The organism is Ferrovibrio sp. MS7, assembly GCF_038404985.1.
Taxonomy (GTDB): domain Bacteria; phylum Pseudomonadota; class Alphaproteobacteria; order Ferrovibrionales; family Ferrovibrionaceae; genus Ferrovibrio; species Ferrovibrio plantarum.
On the sequence record NZ_JBBKBA010000002.1, the window covers coordinates 547358 to 567658 of the forward strand.

The following is a 20301-nucleotide window of genomic DNA, read 5'->3' on the forward strand; positions in this document are numbered from 1 at the left end:
TGCCGCCGGCCGCTGGTCTCGGGCTCAGGAGCCGTAATTCACGGGGCCATCGATCAGCACGAAGCGGCCTTTCTGTACCTGGAACAGGAAAGCCTCATCCGAACCCTGGCGCTTGTCCGGGCCAAAATTGACCACCGGGCCGCCGAAGATATCGCGATAGCCCTTGATCGATTCCATACCGGCGATGAACTTGTCCATCGTCGGGTCCTTACCGGCACGGTCGATACCCTGGACGATCATGTCCATCAGCGAATAACCGTAGACGGCGCCGATATTCACATCGGCATTGTACTTGGCCTTGTACTTGTCCATCCAGGCCGCGAGCTGCGGCGGCGCCGTATCGCGATACGGCAGGATGGTGCCCGCCATGGTGTAGAAGCCTTCCGTGGCACCGCCCGGCGCCGAGGCGACGATCTGGTCATAGGAGGCCGACTGGCCGATGAAATCCACATCCATCCAGCCCATCTTGCGCGCCGTGCCATAGGGCACGATGGCGTCGCGCACGATGGAGCCCGACGCGATAAGGTCGCAACCAGCGGAACGCAGCTTGGTGATCTGCGCCGTGAAGTCGGTATCGGCCGGCTTGTTGGTGGCGGTTTCCACCAGGGCGATCTTCATCGCCTGGGTCTGGTCGCGCGCCGCCTCGAAGATTTCCTTGCCGAAATCGGTATCCTGGTAGAGCGTGCAGACCTTCTTTTTGCCCTTCTTCTCCACCATCCACTTGATGCCGGCACGGACCTGGTCGTAGTAGGACGAACCGGCGGCGAACTTCATCGGATGCATCGGCGTGTACATCTGCCGCGCCGCAGTGAGCGGGAACATGTTCGGCACATTGGCCTTGAGCTGATCCGCCATCACCGCATTGTTCATCGGCGTGCCGAGCGCACCGGCCATCAGGAAGATGTTGTCGCGGTTGATCAGCTTGTTCACGGCCTGCACGGCGCGCGGCACCTGATACTGATTATCCTCGACGATCAGCTTCAGCTTGCGGCCATAGATGCCGCCGGCTTCGTTCACCTCGTCGATGCGCATCCGCATGGCATTCGAGGAATGCACGCCATAGCTGGCGGCCGGACCGGAAAGGTCCGTATGCATGCCGATCACGATTTCATTCTTGCTGACACCGCGGACCTTGGCGCTTTGCGCCGCGGCCGCGAAAGGAACGGACAAAGCCACCACTGCAGCCAGCCCGACATACGTCACCCTGCTCATGTGCTCTCCTCCCGGTTTTATAATTCTTATTGGGAGGATAGTAGCGGAGCCAGAAACCCGCGCCAGTCCTTATTTTTCTGCGTCCCGCAATCTCGCATATGCGAAAAGAAAACGCCCGCGGGTTTCCCCGCGGGCGCCTTTCACACCGGAAACCGGCGCGAAATTAGTAGGTCAACGGACCATCCACCATGGTGAAGCGGCCCGACTTGACCTGGAACAGGAAGGCCGAGTTGGAACCCTGGTGCTTGGTCTTGGAGAAGCTGATCACCGGGCCGCCGAAAATATCGCGGTAGCCTTCGATCGATTCCAGACCCGCCAGGAACTTCTCGGTGGTCAGATCCTTGCCGGCCTTGTCCAGCGCCTGGATGATCAGGTCGGCGATGACCTGGCCATAAACCGCGCCGATATTCGGGTCAGCGCCGTACTTCGCCTTGTAGGCATCCCACCAGGCCGCAACCACCGGGCTGGCGGTGTCGCGGTACGGCATCATGGTGCCGGCGCCAACATAGAGGCCTTCGGTGGCACCGCCCGGAGCGGAAGCCACGATCTGGTCGAAGCTGGCCGACTGGGCAACGAAATCGACATCCATCCAGCCCATCTTGCGGGCCGTGCCATAGGGCAGGATGGCGTCACGCACGATCGAGCCGAGGCCGATGACGTCGCAACCCGCCGAGCGCAGCTTGGTGATCTGGGCGGTGAAGTCGGTGTCGGTCGGCTTGTTCGTGGCGGTCTCCAGCACCGGCATGTTCATGGCCTTGGCCTGATCCTGCACGGCGTCGAAGATTTCCTTGCCGAAATCGGTGTCCTGATAGAGCGAGCAGATCTTCTTGCGGCCCTTCTTTTCCACCATGTATTTCAGGCCGACGCGGACGTGGTCGTAGTAGGACGACTGCGTCACGAACTTCAGCGGGTGGAACGGCTCGGCCATCGAGCGCGCGGCGGTGAGCGGCGACAGGTTCGGCACGTTGGCCTTGAACTGCTCCGGGAACACCGCGTTGTTCATCGGCGTGCCGAGCGCGCCGGCCATCAGGAAGATCTTGTCACGGTTGATCAGCTTGTTCGCGGCCTGCACGGCACGCGGCACCTGATACTGGTGATCTTCCACGATCAGCTTCAGCTTGCGGCCATGCACGCCGCCTTGGGCATTGATTTCATCGAAGCGCAGACGCACGGCATTCGACGACGTGACGCCGTAGCTCGCCGCCGGGCCAGACAGGTCGGTATGCATGCCGACCACCACTTCGTTCTTGCTCACGCCACGCACGCTCTGGGCATGGCCAGCGCCGGCCACAAGAGCCAGCGAGGCGGCAAGGGCGCCGCCAATCATCGCAGTCCTGATACGCATCTCTGTCGTTCCTTCTCCAGGTTGGCCTATGGGACTTTTTTGAACCCCAAGGAGGCGGCTTATTCGCCGCCGCGGTACATTTCCTCGATCATATCCTTGTACTTTTCATTCACGAACTTGCGCTTCAGCTTCATCGTCGGCGTCAGTTCGTCATCCTCGGCCGTGAGCTGCTGCTCGATCAGCCGGAATTTCTTGATCGTCTCCACACGGGCGAAATTCTTGTTCACCTTCTCGATCTCCTGCCAGATCAGCTCCTGCACCTCGCGGGTGCGGCAGAGCGAGGCGAAGTTGGTGAAGGGAACGTTCAGGTCCTGGGCGTATTTCACCACGTTGTCATGGTCGATCATGATCAGGCAGGTGAGGAATTTGCGGCGGTCGCCGATCACCACCGCATCCGAGATATAGGGGCTGAATTTCAGCTGATTCTCGATCTCGGAGGGTGTGATGTTCTTGCCGCCGGCAGTGATGATGATGTCCTTCATCCGGTCGGTGATCTTGACCCAGCCTTCATTGTCGATGAGACCGACATCGCCGGTATGCAGCCAGCCGTCCTTCACCGTCTCGGCGGTTTTGGTCGGATTGTTGAGATAGCCCATGAAAACATGCGGGCCGCGCAGCAGGATTTCGCCTTCGGGGCTGATCTTCACTTCCGTGTTCGGCACGCATTTGCCCACTGTGCCGAGCTTGAGGCGGTTATCCTGCGGCGCCGTGGCAAGGCCGACATTCTCGGTCTGGCCATAGACTTCGCGCATGTCCATGCCGAGCGCCAGATACCACTTGATCAGGTCGGGCGAAATCGGCGCGGCGCCCGTGGCAAGCCAGCGGCAGCGCTTGATGCCGATGATGCTCTTGACGTTCTTCAGCACCAGTTGATCGGCGAGCCAGAAAGCGGCGCGCAGGCCAAGCGAGGGGGTGCGGCCTTCCAGCTTGGTCTCGGCCATCAGGTAGCCGATGCCGAGCGCGTTCTTGTAGGCCCATTTGCCGATCGGCGTGGCATCCTTCATGCGGATGGCAATGGCGGAGAAGAACTTCTCCCACAGGCGCGGCACGGCAAAGAACAGGGTCGGCTGCACTTCCTGCAGGTTCTGCGCCACCGTGTCCGGGCTTTCGGCGAAATTCACCGTCGAGCCGGATTTCAGCGGCCACAGCACGGTGAAACCGCGCTCGGCAATATGGCAGAGCGGCAGGAAGGAAAGCTGCTCATCGGACGGATACTGCTCCATCAGCTTGTAGCTATTCTCAAGCTGGAACAGCAGATTGCTGTGGCTGATCATGGCGCCTTTGGGTGCACCGGTGGTGCCTGAGGTATAGATCAGGATCGCCAGGTCATCGGGCTTGCCCTTGGCCAGCTCGGCTTCCCAGAAGCCGGGATGCTGTTCGCCGAAGGCCTGGCCAAGCTTGAGCAGCTCATCGAAGCTGATCACCATCGGGTCGCGGAAATCGCGCAGGCCCTCCATGTCGATCACGATGATCTTCTTCAGCGTCGGCACGCGGTCGCGCACCTCCAGCGCCTTGTCGAGCTGTTCCTCATTCTCGGCGATATAGACGACGGTGCGGCTGTCGTTGAGAATATACTCGACCTGCTTGGCGGAATCGGTGGTGTAAATGCCGTTCGTCACGCCGCCGATGCCCTGGGTGCCCATATCGGCATAGAGCCATTGCGGGTTACCTTCCGAGATCACCGACACGACATCGCCGCGCTTCACGCCAAGGGCAGCCAGCCCCAGGCCGGTATTCTTGGCATTTTCGCCATACTGGCGCCAGGTGATGGCATTCCAGATGCCGAAATCCTTCTCGCGCAGCGCGATGGCTTCGCCACGTTCGGCGCAGCGACGCCAGAAATAGCGCGGGATCGTATCGCGCTGGATGACTTCGAGAATGTCCTTGTCGATCGCCACGTTCATTGCGGTCATGACGCTCTCCCCTATTCCCAGCCTCAGCGCCAGGTCTTGCGTTTCTTCCAGCGGCGCTTGCCGCGCACGCCCTCTTCCTTCTGGCCGAGGTAGAATTCCTTGATGTCTTCCTTCTCGAGCAGGCGCTCGCAGGTATCTTCCATCACGATGCGGCCAACCTCGAGCACATAGCCGAAATGCGCCGTATGCAGCGCCACATTGGCGTTCTGCTCAACGAGCAGGATAGTAGTGCCCTGCTCCTTGTTGATGCGCACAACAATCTCGAAGATTTCCTTCACCAGCTTCGGCGACAGGCCGAGCGAGGGCTCGTCCAGCAGCAGCAGCTTCGGGCGGCCCATCAGGGCGCGGCCAATCGCCAGCATCTGCTGCTCGCCACCCGACATCGAACCAGCCGGCTGGCTCTCGCGCTCTTTGAGACGCGGAAAATAGCTGAACACCAGATCGATATCCTTGGCGATGCCATCGCGGTCGCTCCGCGTATAGGCCCCCATCATCAGGTTCTCGCGCACCGTGAGGAACGGGAAGGTCTCGCGGCCTTCCGGCACATGACCGATGCCAAGCCGCATCACCTTGTCCGGATCCATCTTCTGGATCTCGCGGCCCTCGAAGATGACGCTACCCTTCTGCGGGTCCATGACGCCGGAGATGGTCTTGAGGATCGTGGTCTTGCCGGCGCCATTGGCGCCCAGGACCGTGACAATGGAGCCTTCCGGCACTTCCAGGCTGACGCCGCGAATGGCCATGATCGGACCGTAATAGGTCTCGATGTTCAACAGCTTGAGGATCGGTTCCGCCACGTGTCAGCCCCCCAGATACGCCTTGACCACTTCAGGGTGGCTCTGCACCTCGCGGGCGGTGCCGGTGGCCAGCACGCGGCCGTAATTCAGCGCCAGAACGCGGTCCGACACTTCGTTCACCAGGCTCATGTCGTGTTCCACCATCAGCACGCTGATACCGAGATCGTCGCGGATATCCTGGATCCACCAGGCCATGTCCTCGGTTTCCTCGGTGTTGAGGCCCGAGGAAGGCTCGTCCAGCAGCAGCAGTTTCGGCTCGGTGCAGAGCGCGCGGGCCAGTTCCACCACCTTGCGCGCGCCATAAGGCAGATTCACGATCATGGTGTCGCGGTATTGCTGCAGGTCGAGGAAGTCGATCACCTCCTCCGCCTTCTCGCGATGCGCCACTTCCATTTTCCGCACGCTGGGCAGGAACAGCAATTCGGTGAGCAGGTTGGAGCCGCGATGGCAATGGCGACCGAGCAGCAGGTTCTGCAGCACCGTGGCATGCTCGAACAGCTCGATATTCTGGAAGGTGCGGGCGATGCCGAGCTTGGCGATATCATGCGGCGGCAGCCTGGTGATGTCCTGATCCTGGAATACCAGCCGGCCCTCGGTCGGGTTATAGATGCGGCTGATCAGGTTGAACACCGTGGTCTTGCCGGCGCCATTCGGGCCGATGATGGTGAACACGGTGCCCTGCTCGACCTCGAAGTCGACCCCGTCCACCGCCTTGATGCCACCGAAGTTGATGGCGATGTTTTCGGCTTTGAAGAAGGTCACCGGTTGCGCTCCGACTTGGTGTAGGACTTCTGCTTCTTGAATGTCGCCCGCTTGTACATCGGGAACAGCGAGAAGAAGAGCTTCAGCTTGAGCCAGCGGCCATAGATGCCGTAGGGCTCGAACAGAATGAAGCAGACCAGGATGAGGCCGAACAGGCCGGGCTCGAGGCCCGGCTGGCGCGCAATAGTTTCAGGCAGGTAGTCGCGGCCGATGGCGATCAGCACCGGCAAGGCGCCCACGAAGGCCGCGCCGTAGATGGCGCCGTGGATCGAGCCGAGGCCGCCCACCACCACCATCAGCAGCAACTGGATCGAGAGCAGGATGTTGAAGGCATCCGGCGCGAGATAGCCGATCTTGTGCCCGAACAATGCGCCGCCGAAGCCGGTGAAGCCGGCCGAGACGGCGAAGGCCGTGGTCTTGTAGCGCGCCAGATTGACGCCCATCGACTGAGCCGCAACCTCGGAATCGCGGATGGCGATGAAGGCGCGGCCGGTTGGCGAGCGCAACAGGTTCAGCGCCGCCAGCACCGCCAGCACCAGGCAGAAGAAGGTGAGATAATAGAACGGCACGTCGTCGGTCAGCGCGACGCCGAAATACTCTGGACGCGAAACCGCGAAGCCCTTGAAGCCACCAGTGACGCTTTCCCATTTCACCAGCACGTGCTCGATGATGAAGGCGAAGGCCAGCGTGACAATGGCGAGGTAGAGGCCGGTGAGCTTCAGCACGCGCGAACCGATCACCATGCCGATGAAGGCCGAGAGCAGCGTTGCCGCTGTGATGGCGATGATGAACGGCACGCCGTGGTGCAGCAGCACTGCATGCGTGTACGCGCCGATGCCAAGAAACGCGGCATGGCCCAGCGACACCTGCCCGGTATAGCCGGTAAGCAGCATCAGGCCGATGCCAACGATGGAGAGGATGAAGACGTAGGAAATCTCGCCGAGCCAGAAATCCTCCAGCACGAAAGGCGCCAGCAGCAGCACGAGCAAAAGCAGCCCGTACCAGAAGCGGTCCACCTTGTCGCGGGTGAGGTTGATATCCTGGTTATAGTCGGTCTTGAAGAAGAAACGCATGACCTACACCCGCTTGCGACCGATATTGCCGAACAGCCCCTGCGGACGCAGGAACAGCACCAGCAGGATGACGATGTAGGCCGCCACATCCTTGAGGCCTTCTTCAAGGTAGACGCCGGAGAACTGCTCAATGACACCGATCACCATGCCACCGATCACCGCACCGGGGATCGAGCCGAAGCCGCCGAGCACGGCGGCGGCGAAAGCCTTGAGGCCGAGCAGGCCCATGGTGACATCGATCAGCGCCACCGGCGCCAGCAGCAGGCCGGCCACGGCGGCAACGCCGGCCGAGATCGCCCAGATCAGCGAGAAGATCATCTTCACCGGAATGCCCATGTAGTAGGCGGCGAGCTGGTTCTGCGACGCTGCCTGCATCGCCACGCCAATACGGGTGTAGCGGAAGAAGGCGAACAGCATTGCACAGAGGATCGCGGTGCCGGCGATGATCGAAAGGGAGACATTGGCAATCAGCAGGCCGCCAAGCCGGGTGACGCCACCAGTGAATGGCGTTTCGAAGGCGCGCGTTTCGGTGCCCCAGGTCATCGAGGCGCCGGCGCGGAAGATGAAACCGAGGCCGATGGTGAGCATCACCACGGCGAATTGCGGCTGGCCAATCACCTGGCGCAGAATCAGGGCGTCGAGCAGGTAGCCGAATGCGGCCATCACCAGGACTGCGGCAACGAAGCCGACCCAGTAATTATAGCCCATCAGCTCGATGACGGTGAAGGCGACGAAGGCCCCCAGCATCATCAGGTCGCCCTGGGCGAAATTCACCATTTCGGTGGCTTTGTAAATCAGCACGAAACCGAGCGCGACTAGGCCGTAGATGCAACCTGATGCCAGGCCGTTCAACAGCAACTGAACGATCTCAGACAGCTTAGCCTCCTCCCTTGCCGGCGCTTTTCGCGCCTGACGATTCTGTGCTTATGTTTGCCGTCAAGGTTGAAACATTATGGAAGGGCGCGGGGCGGGTCAATCCGTTTCCGGCTCGGATGAACCACGGTAACGTGACGTAACGTCAATATTTTTCCCGGGAGCGGCGCAGGTATGAACATCCCCTTCGTGAAGCAGTTGGACTTCACCTATGGCCAGGCCGCACGGCTGACCCCCCTGGTGCGGCGCGTGGTGGCGCAGAACCCCTCGGCTTTCACCTTCCACGGTACCGGCACCTATATCATCGGCCAGGGCAAGGTGGCGGTGATCGACCCCGGGCCGGATGATCCGGCGCATATCCAGGCCTTGCTGGACAGTATCCCGGGCGAGACGGTGAGCCATATCCTGATCACCCATACCCACCGCGACCATTCTCCTGGCGCCGCGCTGCTCAAAAAGCACACAAATGCGCCAAGCTACGGCTTCGGTCCGCATCCGGTTTCACCGGGCGGCGGTATGGTGGAGGAAGGCGGCGACTATGATTACCGCCCCGATGTGATACTCAAGGATGGCGATGTGGTGCAGGGCGAAAGCTGGACCGTTACCGCACTGCACACGCCGGGCCATATCTCGAACCACCTCTGCTTCTCGCTGCATGAGGAAGCGGCGCTGTTTTCCGGCGATCATGTCATGGGCTGGTCAACCACGGTGATCTCGCCGCCGGATGGCAACATGACGGATTATTACGCCTCGTTGCGCAAATTGCTGCCCCGCAGCGAAACCGTTTATTATCCCACCCACGGTGCGCCGATTGGCCAGGCCACCACCGGCATCACGCCGCAAGCCTTTGTTACAGGGCTGATCAAGCATCGCGAGGCGCGCGAGGCGCAGATCATGGCCTGCCTGGCCAACGGGCCGCAGACCATCCCGGCCATGGTTGAACGCATGTACGCCGATGTGCCGAAGCAACTGCACGGCGCCGCCGGCCGCTCGGTGCTGGCGCATCTCATTCACATGGTGTCGGATGGGCGGGTGAAGGCCGCGCCTGCCGCCAACGAAACCGCATTATACAGCGCCGCTTAAACAGAACCGTATGATTACCGATTAACGCCTGCTGCGGGTTTCCATTGCCAACACCCTACGGTAGCGGCAAACTGGCAACCGCCGACAGAATGGCGGCAACCTTAGGCACGAGGGGATCGGTGAGCAGTACGCTTGATGACGAGATCCGTGAATCGACATACCCGCGCATCGTGGGTTTCGGTTTCCTGGACAATTGCTCGCCCAAAATCCGCCGCATGTGGGAATACTGGAACGCGCAACGTGGCGACCGGCTAATGCCATCGCGCCAGGATATCGACCCACTGCAGATGCCGCGCGACCTGCTGCCCTGCATCCTGCTCACCGAAGTGCTGCCGGAAGCGCCCTGGCTGCGCTATCGCCTGGTCGGCACCGCCCAAGCCGCCTTGCGCGGCCGCGATCCTACCGGCCAGCCGGTGCATGGCAATTACATGGGCGCCCATCTCGGCATCCCCGGCGACGATGTGATGCTGAACTACCGTATTGTGATCGAGAAGCGCACCGTGGTTTACACCTACAATCCGATCATCGGCGCCATGCCCGATGGCAGTTCGATGCGCCAGATGCCATGGCATGCCAGCAGTTCGGTGCTGATGCCGCTCTCAAGCGATGGCGACAATGTGGACATGGTGTTCTGCTTCAGCGACCTGGATAAGGATGGCCTGCACCCATGAGTTCCGCATCCATGAATAGCGTGACCGACAACACCGCCCGCAGCCAGTACGAACTGGACGTGAATGGCCAGACGGTGTTCGCCCGCTATCGCCGCCAGGAGGGCCAGACCCTGATCCTGCATGTGGAAGCGCCCGTAAATTTGCGCGGCACCGGCGCCGCCGACCGACTGATGCGCGGCATCGTCGCGCTCGCCGCCGAGCAGGGCACGACTTTGGTGCCGCTCTGCTCCTATGCCCGCGCCTGGATGGCGCGGCATCCCTGATAGGGATTAGTTGAGAAATATAGTGTGCCTACAGTTTTCCAAGACATGGCCGAGCTTGGAAACCGCTTTTGCAAGTTCAGAGGGGATATATCTTTTCCTGAATGCGTCCAATTCCGTTGGAGACATGGGTCGATCATCGACCGTTCTGTAATAGCGAATTCTATACGAATCTATCAAACCAACAACAATCGCATATCGCCGGAGCCGGTTATCACTATCGCATATCCAGGTCTCACTGTGTAGGCTGTGACTTACTACAGTGATAATGCCGCCCCTTAACGTCCCACCGGTTTTCCTGCTGAACTCATCAAGGATCACTCCATAGCGCGCGGCGGGGCTCAAGTCTTCGACAAGGAAGACGACAAGATCAGCGTCCCGCAAAGCGCTGCGCTGCAATTTGACATCACCGGCTCCTTGCTTGGCGAAGTATTCGTCAACAGAAGCCTTTGTTACGGGCGAGAAATCTTCGCCGCCAAACATATCGAGGATGGCGATGCGGACTGGCCGCTCAATACCAGGAAGGCGGTCTTGAGCGGCACAGCCAGCAAGGAAAAAGAGCAGTACCGCTACTAAGAGCCGGCACCGCATATGGATAGTCGCAATCATGCCCCCGGCGTCGGCAGCTTATGATCCTTGAACTGCTCGCGCAGCTTGGTCTTGAGCAGCTTGCCGGTAGCGGTATGCGGCAGTTCGGTGACGAACACCACATCGTCCGGCAGCCACCACTTGGCGATCTTGTCGTCGAGGAATTTGAGCAATTCCTCCTTGGTGACCTCCTGGCCAGGCTTCTTGATCACCAGCAGCAGCGGGCGTTCCTGCCACTTGGCATGGAACACGCCGATCACGGCAGCTTCCTGCACCGCCGGATGGCCGACAGCGGCATTCTCAAGGTCGATCGAGGAGATCCACTCGCCACCGGACTTGATCACGTCCTTGGCGCGGTCGGTGATCTGCATGTAACCATCGGCATCGAGCGTCGCCACGTCGCCGGTGGTGAAATAGCCGTCGGCGTCGATAACGTTGCCGCCCTCGCCCTTGAAATAGCCCTTGGTGATCCACGGGCCGCGCACCTTCACATTGCCGAAGGCGACGCCGTCGCGCGGCAATTCGCGGCCTTCGTCGTCGGTGATCTTGATATCAACGCCATAGACCGTGCGGCCCTGCTTGGCCTGCACATCCAGGCGCTTCTCCAGCGGCAGGTCGCCGTGCTTCTTCAGCAGGTTGCCGGTGGTGCCCAGCGGCGACATCTCGGTCATGCCCCAGGCATGGATGACGAAGCAGTTGAACTGCTTGGCGAAGCGCTCGATCATTGCGCGCGGCGCCGCCGAGCCGCCGATGACGCAACGCTCCAGCTTGATATCGGCCTTGGTGTCGAGCGACGGATTGGCATCGATATACTGGAAGAAGGCGAGCCACACGGTGGGTACGCCGAGCGAGAAATTGCACTTCTCGTCGCGCAGCAGTTCATACACGCTCTTGCCGTCGAGCGCCGGGCCGGGGAAGACCAGCTTGGCGCCACTCATGCAGGCGCCGTAGGGCACGCCCCAGGCATTGGCATGGAACAGCGGCACGATCACCAGGGCCGAGTCAGCCGAGCCGAGATTGAGGCCGTCGCGCTGGCAGACGGCGTAGCTGTGCAGCACGGTGGAGCGGTGCGAATACAGCACGCCCTTAGGATTACCGGTGGTGCCGGAGGTGTAGCAAAGCGAGGAAGCCGTACGCTCGTCGAATTCCGGCCAGTCATAGTCGCTGCTCTCGGCGCCGATCAGGTCCTCGTAGCAATGCAGGTTGGGGATCTTGCTGTCCTTGGGCATATGCGCCGCATCGGTCATCAGCACAAAGCCCTTCACGGTCTTGAGCTGCGGCACCAGCTTTTCTACCAGCGGCAGGAAGGTCAGGTCGAAGAACAGGTAGCTGTCCTCGGCGTGATTGACGATGTAGTCGATCTGCTCCGGGAACAGGCGCGGGTTGACGGTATGCAGCACGGCGCCCATGCCGGACACGCCGTAATAGAGTTCAAAATGGCGGTAGGTGTTCCAGGCCAGGGTGCCGATGCGGTCGCCGAGCTTGACGCCCAGCCGGGTCAGCGCATTGGCGAGCTGCTTCGAGCGGTCGCGCAGGTCGCGGTAAGTACAACGGTGGATCGGCCCTTCGACCGACCGGGTCACGATCTCGGTGCGGCCATGGTACAGCGCCGCGAACTCGATCAGCGACGAAATCAGCAGCGGACGATCCTGCGTCAAACCAAGCATGCGCTTCCTCCCAAGGAACCAAATATTTGCAGTGCGCCGATATTATGGAGCAGGCATTTGCGTCGCAATGGTTGCACCCCTGGCTGCCCCCGCGGCAAGCGAGCTTCATCACACTTTTTCGGCGACATAATCCCGTTACGGGGCAGCGGAATGGCCTCGCCCCAGGGTTCGGTCGGTCAGATTCGGCCAAACCCAAGGGTGAGACAGGGAATCGATCCGATAGCCCTTGCATACATTCACCCCCAAAATCAGGCGTTTGGTGCATTTTTCGGCAGGGTCAAAAACTGCAACCAGAGGGTTTTTGCCCATAAATTAGACAACTTGACCAGTTCTTTACACCAGCGTGACTTTCGCGCCACAGGTTTGCGGCCTGATGTCTGGAGCAACGTGCAAGTGTTTGTTCGCCGACGGAGAATTTGCTTAATTCGCTGCGGGAAAAGTTTCTGGAGGTCTCCTTATGAAGACGAAGATTTTTGGCGCGCTGCTGGCCGCCGTGCTGTTTGCCGGTCCGGCCGTCGCGCAGGACAAGCCGGCTGACAAGTTGAACTTCACCGCCACCCTCGGCGGCGTGTCTGACTACCGCTTCCGCGGCCTGAGCCAGACCGACAATGAACCGGCGATCCAGGGCAGCATCGAAGCCGCCGTCACGATCTCCGACTACGTCACCGGCTACATCAATGCCTGGGGCAGCAACGTCAAGTTCGTGCCGCTGGTGCCGACCGACCAGGAAGCCAACGCCGAACTCGACTACACCGTCGGTTTGCGCGGCACCATCGGCAGCTTCGGCTACGACCTGAAGTACATCCTGTACACCTATCCGGGCGCCACCCGCGCTCTGAACTACGACTACACCGAATACGCCGCGGCCGTGAACTATGACTTCGGCTTCGTGATCCCGACCATCGGCATCAACTGGTCGACCGGCTTCTTCGGCAACACCGGCTCCGCCACTTACGTCTACGGCGGCGTGAAGGTTCCGATCCCCTTCACCGAGTTCAGCCCGCGCGTGGTTGCCAACGTTGGCCGTCAGAAGGTCAAGGACAACACCACCTTCGGCGTGCCGGACTACACCGATTGGAACGTTGGCCTGTTCGCCACCTTCTTCGGCGCTCTCGATGTGGGCGTGCAGTGGGTCGACACCAACATCAAGGATGCCCAGTGCTTCCCGCAGGCTGGTGGCCGCAATCTTGGCGACCTCTGCTCCGGCGCCCTGGTCGGTTCGGTCGGTTACACCCTGACCTTCTAATTCAGCCTCACCGGGCTGTGTTTCAGAGCCGCCGCTGCCTCCGGGCAGCGGCGGTTTCTTTTTGGCTTCAGCCGAACCCTGCCTTCAGTTGAAGCGCCCGATGCCGCCGCTGCCATCGGGCAGCAAGGGTGCCAGCCGGCGCCAGCTCGCCGCATCGATGCCGCCAAGCGCGTAGACTTCCAATCCCCGCCGCCGCGCCGCCCGCAGCAGCGCCGCGAAACGTAACGGCCCCAGGCCAGCCGCACCGGGATGGCTGGCCGTGGCGAATACCGGCGAGATGAACACCCCCTTCACCCCCGCTTGTGCCGCGCGGTTGATGGCTGTCATGCCATGCGCGGCTGCGGTCACTGCCGGCAGGCCGTCGCGCCGGGGGCTTAGTAATGCGTGTTCCGGCAGATGCAGGCCATCGGCGCCGAGCCGCCGCGCCAGCCTTGCATCGCCGGCCACCAGCAGTATCTGCCCCAGGCGGCGTGTCAGCCTTCGCAGCCGGCGCCCGATCGCCTCGGCATCCTTGAGGCCATAGGGGCGGAAAACCACACCGCTGCCCGGCGGCAGCGCGGCCAGCAGCTTGGCCGGATCCGGCAGTCGCTGCGGATCGCTGAACAGCCATAGGCGCGGCTTGCCGCCCAAGGCTTTTTGCCCGGGCCGGGCCTTTCGCCGAAGCCAGACCTTTCGCCCGAGACTGGGCCTTGTTAGCGTGCCGCTCCGTTTCCGCATCATGTGATCATGCCATGTCCGATTCAGCTTCGACCATAGCCGGGGCAATCCATGCCATCCGCGCCACCCTGCCGGCCAGCACCACGCTGATCGCGGTGGCCAAGACCTTCCCGGCCAGCGCCGTGGAAGCCGCCTATGCCGCCGGCCAGCGCCATTTCGGCGAGAACCGGGTGCAGGAGGCGATGGAGAAATACCCTGCCCTGCGCGCCAGCCATCCGGGCATGGTGCTGCACCTGATCGGGCCGCTGCAGACCAACAAGGTGAAGCAGGCGGTGGCACATTTCGATGTGATCCACACCCTGGACCGGCCAAAGCTGGCCGAGGAACTGGCCAAGGAATTCGCCCGGCAGGAGCGCCGCCTGCCCTGCTTCATCCAGGTGAATACCGGCGAAGAGCCGCAGAAGGCCGGCGTGGCGCCGCTGGAAGCCGATGCCTTCATCCGCGATTGCCGCGACCGCCTTGGCCTGCCGGTTGTGGGCCTGATGTGCATTCCGCCAGCCGACGAAGAGCCGGCGCCGCATTTCGCCCTGCTGCGCAAGATCGCCGAGCGCAACGGCCTGGCCGATCTCAGCATGGGCATGAGCGGCGATTACGAAATCGCCGCGGCCTTTGGCGCCACCTATATACGGGTCGGCAGCGCCATTTTTGGCGGGCGGAATTATCCCGCCGCCTGAAGCCTGCTTACTTCTTCGTGCCGCCGGAGGCGAGCATCACCTTGTCGCCAGTGATGGTGAAGCTGACCTGGCCGTCCTTGGTCTTGTAGGTCCACTGCTCAATCGGCCCGAGCTTGGAAATCTCGGTCGGGCGGCCGATGGCCTTTTCCAGTTCGGCCTTGGTGCCGGCCTTCTCGGCCTTCTTAATCACCTGTTCGCTGCTATCGGGACCGCAGGCAACGACGGCGAGCGGCAACAGCAGGATCAGCAGCAGACGGGCAAGGCGGGCCATGGCGGCGACTCCGTTGGGTGGGCTGGCACCAATAAAGCGTGAAGCCACGGGCGGCGTCCAGCCTTCAAGAGGGCCGACGCAATTCAATCATGACGGGCCGGCCATAAACGAACCGGGGCCCCGCTTCATTCCTGAAGGCGGGGCCCTGGCGGAAAGACTTAATACAGATCGGCTTAGAACTTGAGCGGGGTCACCTGACGCACGCCGGGGATTTCCTTCACCTTGGCCGCCACTGCGGCCGGGATCGGGCCATCCACTTCGACGAGGCAGATGGCTTCCTGGCCCTTGGCGGCACGGCCCAGATGGAAGGTGGCAATGTTGATGCCGGCATCGCCGAGCACTGTGCCAAGCCGGCCGATGAAGCCCGGCTTGTCCTCGTTGGTGACGTAGAGCATGTTCGGACCAAGCTCGGCATCGATGTCGATGCCCTTGATCTCCACCACGCGCGGGTTCTTGTTGGCGAACAGCGTGCCCGAGAGATGGCGCACCTTGTCGGCGTGGATGGTTACGCGCATCAAAGTGGCATAATCACCCTCGCGGTCATGCTTGACCTCGGAGACCTCGATATTGCGCTCCTTGGCCACCAGCGGCGCGTTGACCATGTTGACGCTGGAAAGCTGGCGGCGCAGCAGGCCTTCCAGCACGATGGCCGTCAGCGGCCGGGTATTCAGCGTCGCGACATGGCCTTCATACTCGATCACCACCTTGGTCAGGTTGGCTTCCGCCAACTGGCCGACAAAGCTGCCGAGCTGCTCGGCGAGCTTCATATAGGGGCGCAGCTTCGGCGCGTCTTCCGCCGAGACCGACGGCATGTTCAGCGCGTTGGTGACAGCACCACTCAACAGGTAGTCCGAGATCTGCTCGGCCACCTGCAGCGCCACGTTCTCCTGCGCTTCGTTGGTCGAGGCGCCGAGATGCGGCGTGGCGACGAAGCGCTCATGGCCGAACAGCACGTTTTCCTTGGCCGGTTCGGTGACGAACACGTCGAAGGCAGCGCCGGCCACCTGGCCGGAATCGAGCGCTTCCTTCAGCGCCGCTTCATCCACCAGGCCACCACGGGCGCAGTTGACGATACGCACGCCCTTCTTCGCCTTGGCCAGCGCCTTGGCGTCGAGGATGTTCTTGGTCTGCTCGGTGAGCGGGGTATGCAGCGTGATGAAATCAGCCCGCGCAAGCAATTCGTCCAGTTCCACCTTCTCGATGCCGAGCGCCTGGGCGCGTTCCGGGGTGAGGAACGGATCGAAGCCGACCACCTTCATCTTCAGCCCTTGAGCACGATCTGCAACGATGGAGCCGATATTGCCGCAGCCGATCAGGCCCAGCGTCTTGCCGTAAAGCTCGACGCCCATGAAGCGGTTCTTCTCCCACTTGCCGGCCTGGGTGGAGCGGTCGGCCAGCGGAATTTCGCGGGCCAGCGCCATCATCATGGCAATGGCATGTTCGGCGGTGGTGATCGAGTTGCCGAACGGGGTGTTCATGACACAGACGCCGCGCGCGGTGGCAGCCGGGATGTCCACGTTGTCGACGCCGATGCCAGCGCGGCCGACCACCTTCAGATTGGTGGCGGCTTCCAGCACCTTGGCGGTGACCTTGGTGGCCGAGCGGATGGCGAGGCCATCATACTGGCCGATGATGGCGATCAGCTCATCCGGCTTCAGGCCGGTCTTGATATCGACCTCGACGCCGCGAGTCTTGAAAATGTCGACGGCGGCCGGGCTCAACTCGTCGGAAATGAGAACCTTCACCATGGGTGTTCCTCACAGGAGATAGGAAAATGGGGAGAGCGGCAGGCACGGCGGCGCCGTGCCTGCGGAACGTGAGCGCTTAGGCGGCGGCAGCCGGCTTGAAGCTGGCCTTCACCTGGGCGAAGGCCCAGTCGAGCCAGGGCAGCAGGGCCGCGGTATCCTTGGGCTCGACGGTGGCGCCGCCCCAGATGCGCAGGCCCGGAGGGGCATCGCGATAGGCACCGATATCCAGCGCCACGCCTTCCTTCTCCAGCACCGAGGCGACCTGCTTGGCCGCCGCATCCTGATCCTTCGGACCCAGCGCGGTGAACCAGGGATCGACGATCTTGAGGCAGATCGAGGTATTGGAGCGGATCGCCTTGTCAGCGCAGAGGAAACCGGCCCAGTCGGACTTGGCCACCCAGGCCTCGATGGCGGCGAGGTTGGCTTCCGAGCGCGCCTTCATGCCGGCGAGGCCGCCGATCGACTGGCCCCATTTCAGCGCATCGATGATATCCTCGACGCAGAGCATGGAGGGCGTGTTGATGGTCTCGCCCTTGAAGATGCCGTCGATCAGCTTGCCGTCCTTGGCCATGCGGAAGATTTTCGGCAGCGGCCAGGCGGGCGTGTAGGTTTCGAGACGCTGCACGGCGCGCGGGCTGAGCACGATCATGCCATGCGCGGCCTCGCCACCGGTCGCCTTCTGCCACGACCAGGTGGTGACATCCAGCTTGTCCCAGGGCAGGTCCATGGCGAATACGGCGGAGGTGGCGTCGCAGATGCTCAAGCCTTCGCGGTCGGCCTTGATCCAGTCGCCATTCGGCACGCGCACGCCCGAGGTGGTGCCGTTCCAGGTGAACACCACGTCGCGGCTCCAGTCGACCTTGGCAAGATCGACGATCTCGCCATAGCCGGCCTTCAGGCTACGCACGTCGGTGAGCTTGAGTTCCTTGGTGATGTCGGAAGCCCAGCCGGAGCCGAAGCTCTCCCAGCCGAGCACGTCGACGCCGCGCGCACCGAGCAATGACCACAGCGCCATCTCGACGGCGCCGGTATCGGACGCGGGCACGATGCCGATCTTGTAATCCGCCGGGATGCCGAGGATCTGGCGGTGCAGCTCGATGGCTTCGACCAAGCGCGCCTTGCCCTCTTTGGAGCGATGCGAGCGGCCGAGCAGGGCGTTTTTGAGGATTTCGGGGGTCCAGCCGGGGCGCTTGGCGCAGGGGCCGGAGGAGAAATGCGCGACAGCGGGACGCGCGGTAGGCTTACCAGTCATGTCTCTATCCTTCCAGATAGTAGCACTCCGTTGGGGGAGTGTGGCCCGCAGCCCTTCTACTCCGTCAGCCGGGTCCGCCGCAATGGGGGAAGCATGACAATTCGCCGCAGGGCTTGCCGGGTCAGCCAGGGAAAGTCCACTCTCCCTGTGGTTGCTGTTTACGCTAGGGCATGAACCCGACAACACAGGGCAAAGCTCTAGGGTTTTTTCCTGAAAACCAACAATCCCAGCGACACCGAGTGCATTAGCATTGGGTTATATTTCCGGATAAGTGCATGATCTTTGCAATATTTTTTTGAATGATTCATGTGGATATTTTTGCTAAAGGCCAATCCAACCCTTTAAGTACGTCGTATCAAGATCATTCATAAACCAGCGCTCCCCAGCGCCCTGCCCTAAAGGTAATCCGTGTCCATATTCAACTTTTCCGAGCGCCGAGACGATACGGCGAAGATCGCCGCCGTGAACCGGTCCTTCGCCGTAATCGAATTCTCCCTCGACGGCATGATCCTCTCGGCCAACGAAAACTTTCTCACCGCCATGGGCTATACGCTTGAGGAAGTGCAGGGCAAGCATCACTCGATCTTCGTCGAGACGAGCTATCGCAACAGCGCCGACTACAAGGCCTTCTGGGCCAAGCTGGGCCGCGGCGAATACGATGCTGCTCAGTATATGCGCGTCGCCAAAGGCGGCCGTGCAGTCTGGATCCAGGCCAGCTACAATCCGATCCTGGATGCCAGGGGCCGGGTCTACAAGGTGGTGAAATTCGCCAACGACATCACGGCACAGAAGCAGCGCGATGCGGAATTCGAGGGCCAACTCGCCGCGATCCACAAGTCGCAGGCGGTGATCGAGTTCACGCTCGACGGCACGATCTTGAAGGCCAACAGCAATTTCCTGGCCACGCTGGGCTATACGCTGGAAGAAGTGAAGGGCCAGCATCACGCGATGTTTGTCGAGCCGGGGTATCGCGATAGCGCCGAGTATAAAGCCTTTTGGGCCAAGCTGGGCCGCGGCGAATACGATGCCGCCCAGTATAAGCGCATCGCCAAGGATGGCCGCGAGGTGTGGATCCAGGCCAGCTACAATCCGATCATGGATGCCAGCGGACGGCCCTACAAGGTGGTGAAATACGCCACCGACATCACCGCCCAGATCAAGGCGGCGCAGATGACCGAACAGGCGGTGCGGCAGGTCGGCCGTGCGGTGGACGCGGCCAAGGCACATGATCTGACGCAGCGTATCCCGTTGGATGGCAAGAGCGGCGAAATCCGCACGTTATGCAGCGGCGTGAATGATCTGATGGACACCATGGCCGGGATCATCGGCAATATCCGCGAGGCTTCCGCCGCCATTGCCGCCGCATCGGCTGAGATTTCCGCTGGCAGCCAGGACCTGGCGCAGCGCACCGAAAGCCAGGCCGCCTCGCTGGAGGAAACCGCCGCCTCGATGCACGAAATCACCACCACGGTGCGGCAGAACGCGCAGAATGCCCAGGCCGCCAACCGGATGGCCAGCGCAGCGCGCGACACCGCCGACAAGGGCGGCAGCATCGTTGCCGAAGCCGTGCAGGCGATGGGCCGCATCGAGAGCAGCGCAGACAAGATCGCCGAGATCATGGGCGTGATCGACGAGATCGCCTTCCAGACCAACCTGCTGGCACTGAATGCTTCCGTCGAAGCCGCCCGTGCCGGCGAAGCCGGCAAGGGCTTCTCCGTGGTGGCGCAGGAAGTGCGCAGCCTGGCGCAACGCTCCGCCGGCGCCTCGAAGGAAATCAAGACGCTGATCAGCCAGTCCAATGCTCAAGTGAAGGCCGGCTCGGATCTGGTGAACAGTGCCGGCGTCGCACTCAATGAGATTGTCGGCGAGATCAAGAAAGTGTCCGATATCGTCGCCGAAATCACGGCAGCCTCGGCAGAACAATCAAACGGCCTGGAGCAGATCAATACTGCCATCGGCAGCATGGATGAAACCACCCAGCGCAATGGCGCCCTGGTGGAGGAAACTTCGGCGGCCTCACAAGCCCTGTCCACCCAGGCCAGCGACCTCGCAGCCCTGGTACAGCGCTACCGCACCGAGGAAGGCCTTGCCATCGACCGGCGCAACATTGTGCTGCGTAACGCCGCCTGATCCGGCTCGCTCCATCCCC

General features: G+C 61.8%; 19 protein-coding genes. 6 read left to right on the top strand and 13 right to left on the bottom strand.

Annotated elements, in window-relative coordinates; translation table 11 throughout:
• Positions 1–24: 24 nt before the first annotated feature.
• The 7 genes from V6B08_RS15835 to V6B08_RS15865 all read right to left on the bottom strand — a co-directional run bounded on the left by V6B08_RS15835 (position 25) and on the right by V6B08_RS15865 (position 7960).
• Positions 25–1212 (bottom strand): ABC transporter substrate-binding protein, encoded by a 1188-nt coding sequence (locus V6B08_RS15835; protein WP_341982609.1) that lies wholly within the window; start codon positions 1210–1212, stop codon positions 25–27.
• 163 nt (positions 1213–1375) lie between these two features.
• Positions 1376–2557, bottom strand: coding sequence for an ABC transporter substrate-binding protein (locus V6B08_RS15840; RefSeq protein ID WP_341982610.1), 1182 nt, complete (start codon positions 2555–2557; stop codon positions 1376–1378).
• Positions 2558–2616: 59 nt separating this feature from the next.
• Positions 2617–4470 (bottom strand): AMP-dependent synthetase/ligase, encoded by a 1854-nt coding sequence (locus tag V6B08_RS15845; RefSeq protein ID WP_341982611.1) that lies wholly within the window; start codon positions 4468–4470, stop codon positions 2617–2619.
• Positions 4471–4493: 23 nt separating this feature from the next.
• Entirely contained in the window at positions 4494–5267 is a 774-nt protein-coding gene (locus V6B08_RS15850) for an ABC transporter ATP-binding protein (protein WP_440588819.1), read from the bottom strand.
• A 3-nt stretch (positions 5268–5270) separates the two neighbouring features.
• Positions 5271–6029, bottom strand: coding sequence for an ABC transporter ATP-binding protein (locus V6B08_RS15855; RefSeq protein WP_341982612.1), 759 nt, complete (start codon positions 6027–6029; stop codon positions 5271–5273).
• Positions 6026–7102: a branched-chain amino acid ABC transporter permease gene (locus V6B08_RS15860; RefSeq protein ID WP_341982613.1), complete on the bottom strand. Its 1077-nt coding sequence runs from the start codon at positions 7100–7102 to the stop codon at positions 6026–6028. The genes V6B08_RS15855 and V6B08_RS15860 overlap by 4 nt, the downstream gene beginning before the upstream one ends.
• Before the next feature lie 3 nt (positions 7103–7105).
• Positions 7106–7960 carry a branched-chain amino acid ABC transporter permease gene (locus tag V6B08_RS15865; RefSeq protein ID WP_341982614.1) on the bottom strand — a complete coding sequence of 285 codons (855 nt, stop codon included), beginning with the start codon at positions 7958–7960 and terminating at the stop codon, positions 7106–7108.
• 189 nt (positions 7961–8149) lie between these two features.
• Here V6B08_RS15865 and V6B08_RS15870 point away from each other — a divergent pair, with 189 nt between their 5' ends.
• The 3 genes from V6B08_RS15870 (at position 8150) to V6B08_RS15880 (ending at position 9992) form a co-directional block, all read left to right on the top strand.
• On the top strand, positions 8150–9058 hold the full coding sequence (locus V6B08_RS15870; RefSeq protein WP_341982615.1) for an MBL fold metallo-hydrolase: 909 nt from the start codon (positions 8150–8152) through the stop codon (positions 9056–9058).
• Between the two features lie 119 nt (positions 9059–9177).
• Complete coding sequence (locus V6B08_RS15875; RefSeq protein WP_341982616.1) at positions 9178–9729, top strand: PAS domain-containing protein; 552 nt, start codon at positions 9178–9180, stop codon at positions 9727–9729.
• On the top strand, positions 9726–9992 hold the full coding sequence (locus V6B08_RS15880) for a GNAT family N-acetyltransferase (RefSeq protein ID WP_341982617.1): 267 nt from the start codon (positions 9726–9728) through the stop codon (positions 9990–9992). Before V6B08_RS15875 ends, V6B08_RS15880 begins: the two co-directional genes overlap by 4 nt.
• A 6-nt stretch (positions 9993–9998) precedes the next feature.
• On the opposite strand, the gene V6B08_RS15885 is transcribed toward V6B08_RS15880, so the two are convergent.
• Together V6B08_RS15885 and V6B08_RS15890 are read right to left on the bottom strand one after the other, a co-directional pair.
• Positions 9999–10598 (bottom strand): hypothetical protein, encoded by a 600-nt coding sequence (locus tag V6B08_RS15885; RefSeq protein ID WP_341982618.1) that lies wholly within the window; start codon positions 10596–10598, stop codon positions 9999–10001.
• Positions 10595–12244, bottom strand: a complete 1650-nt coding sequence (locus V6B08_RS15890) for a 3-(methylthio)propionyl-CoA ligase (protein ID WP_341982620.1) — start codon at positions 12242–12244, stop codon at positions 10595–10597. Before V6B08_RS15890 ends, V6B08_RS15885 begins: the two co-directional genes overlap by 4 nt.
• A 457-nt stretch (positions 12245–12701) precedes the next feature.
• Here V6B08_RS15890 and V6B08_RS15895 point away from each other — a divergent pair, with 457 nt between their 5' ends.
• Positions 12702–13490: a TorF family putative porin gene (locus V6B08_RS15895; protein WP_341982622.1), complete on the top strand. Its 789-nt coding sequence runs from the start codon at positions 12702–12704 to the stop codon at positions 13488–13490.
• An 84-nt stretch (positions 13491–13574) separates the two neighbouring features.
• On the opposite strand, the gene V6B08_RS15900 is transcribed toward V6B08_RS15895, so the two are convergent.
• Positions 13575–14120 (bottom strand): thiamine phosphate synthase, encoded by a 546-nt coding sequence (locus tag V6B08_RS15900; protein ID WP_341982623.1) that lies wholly within the window; start codon positions 14118–14120, stop codon positions 13575–13577.
• A gap of 101 nt (positions 14121–14221) precedes the next feature.
• Here V6B08_RS15900 and V6B08_RS15905 point away from each other — a divergent pair, with 101 nt between their 5' ends.
• On the top strand, positions 14222–14881 hold the full coding sequence (locus V6B08_RS15905) for a YggS family pyridoxal phosphate-dependent enzyme (RefSeq protein WP_341982625.1): 660 nt from the start codon (positions 14222–14224) through the stop codon (positions 14879–14881).
• A 7-nt stretch (positions 14882–14888) separates the two neighbouring features.
• Here the strand turns inward: V6B08_RS15905 and V6B08_RS15910 are convergent, their stop codons facing one another.
• From V6B08_RS15910 to V6B08_RS15920, 3 genes are all read right to left on the bottom strand, one after another.
• A complete protein-coding gene (locus tag V6B08_RS15910; RefSeq protein WP_341982627.1) occupies positions 14889–15152 on the bottom strand; it encodes a hypothetical protein in 264 nt (87 codons plus the stop codon).
• A gap of 173 nt (positions 15153–15325) precedes the next feature.
• The gene (serA, locus tag V6B08_RS15915; RefSeq protein WP_341982629.1) at positions 15326–16900 is read right to left on the bottom strand and encodes a phosphoglycerate dehydrogenase; all 1575 of its coding nucleotides are present in this window, start codon (positions 16898–16900) and stop codon (positions 15326–15328) included.
• A 76-nt stretch (positions 16901–16976) separates the two neighbouring features.
• On the bottom strand, positions 16977–18152 hold the full coding sequence (locus V6B08_RS15920) for a phosphoserine transaminase (RefSeq protein WP_341982631.1): 1176 nt from the start codon (positions 18150–18152) through the stop codon (positions 16977–16979).
• 408 nt (positions 18153–18560) lie between these two features.
• Here V6B08_RS15920 and V6B08_RS15925 point away from each other — a divergent pair, with 408 nt between their 5' ends.
• The gene (locus V6B08_RS15925) at positions 18561–20282 is read left to right on the top strand and encodes a methyl-accepting chemotaxis protein (protein WP_341982633.1); all 1722 of its coding nucleotides are present in this window, start codon (positions 18561–18563) and stop codon (positions 20280–20282) included.
• The last annotated feature ends 19 nt before the right edge of the window (positions 20283–20301 follow it).

What these genes read in the sequence shown, in the direction of transcription:
- V6B08_RS15835 (WP_341982609.1), bottom strand. Translation starts at nt 1,212, where the DNA reads ATGAGCAGGGTGACGTATGTCGGGCTGGCTGCAGTGGTGGCTTTGTCC.
- V6B08_RS15840 (WP_341982610.1), bottom strand. Translation starts at nt 2,557, where the DNA reads ATGCGTATCAGGACTGCGATGATTGGCGGCGCCCTTGCCGCCTCGCTG.
- V6B08_RS15845 (WP_341982611.1), bottom strand. Translation starts at nt 4,470, where the DNA reads ATGACCGCAATGAACGTGGCGATCGACAAGGACATTCTCGAAGTCATC.
- V6B08_RS15860 (WP_341982613.1), bottom strand. Translation starts at nt 7,102, where the DNA reads ATGCGTTTCTTCTTCAAGACCGACTATAACCAGGATATCAACCTCACC.
- V6B08_RS15870 (WP_341982615.1), top strand. Translation starts at nt 8,150, where the DNA reads ATGAACATCCCCTTCGTGAAGCAGTTGGACTTCACCTATGGCCAGGCC.
- V6B08_RS15880 (WP_341982617.1), top strand. Translation starts at nt 9,726, where the DNA reads ATGAGTTCCGCATCCATGAATAGCGTGACCGACAACACCGCCCGCAGC.
- V6B08_RS15885 (WP_341982618.1), bottom strand. Translation starts at nt 10,598, where the DNA reads ATGATTGCGACTATCCATATGCGGTGCCGGCTCTTAGTAGCGGTACTG.
- V6B08_RS15890 (WP_341982620.1), bottom strand. Translation starts at nt 12,244, where the DNA reads ATGCTTGGTTTGACGCAGGATCGTCCGCTGCTGATTTCGTCGCTGATC.
- V6B08_RS15895 (WP_341982622.1), top strand. Translation starts at nt 12,702, where the DNA reads ATGAAGACGAAGATTTTTGGCGCGCTGCTGGCCGCCGTGCTGTTTGCC.
- V6B08_RS15905 (WP_341982625.1), top strand. Translation starts at nt 14,222, where the DNA reads ATGTCCGATTCAGCTTCGACCATAGCCGGGGCAATCCATGCCATCCGC.
- V6B08_RS15910 (WP_341982627.1), bottom strand. Translation starts at nt 15,152, where the DNA reads ATGGCCCGCCTTGCCCGTCTGCTGCTGATCCTGCTGTTGCCGCTCGCC.
- serA (WP_341982629.1), bottom strand. Translation starts at nt 16,900, where the DNA reads ATGGTGAAGGTTCTCATTTCCGACGAGTTGAGCCCGGCCGCCGTCGAC.
- V6B08_RS15920 (WP_341982631.1), bottom strand. Translation starts at nt 18,152, where the DNA reads ATGACTGGTAAGCCTACCGCGCGTCCCGCTGTCGCGCATTTCTCCTCC.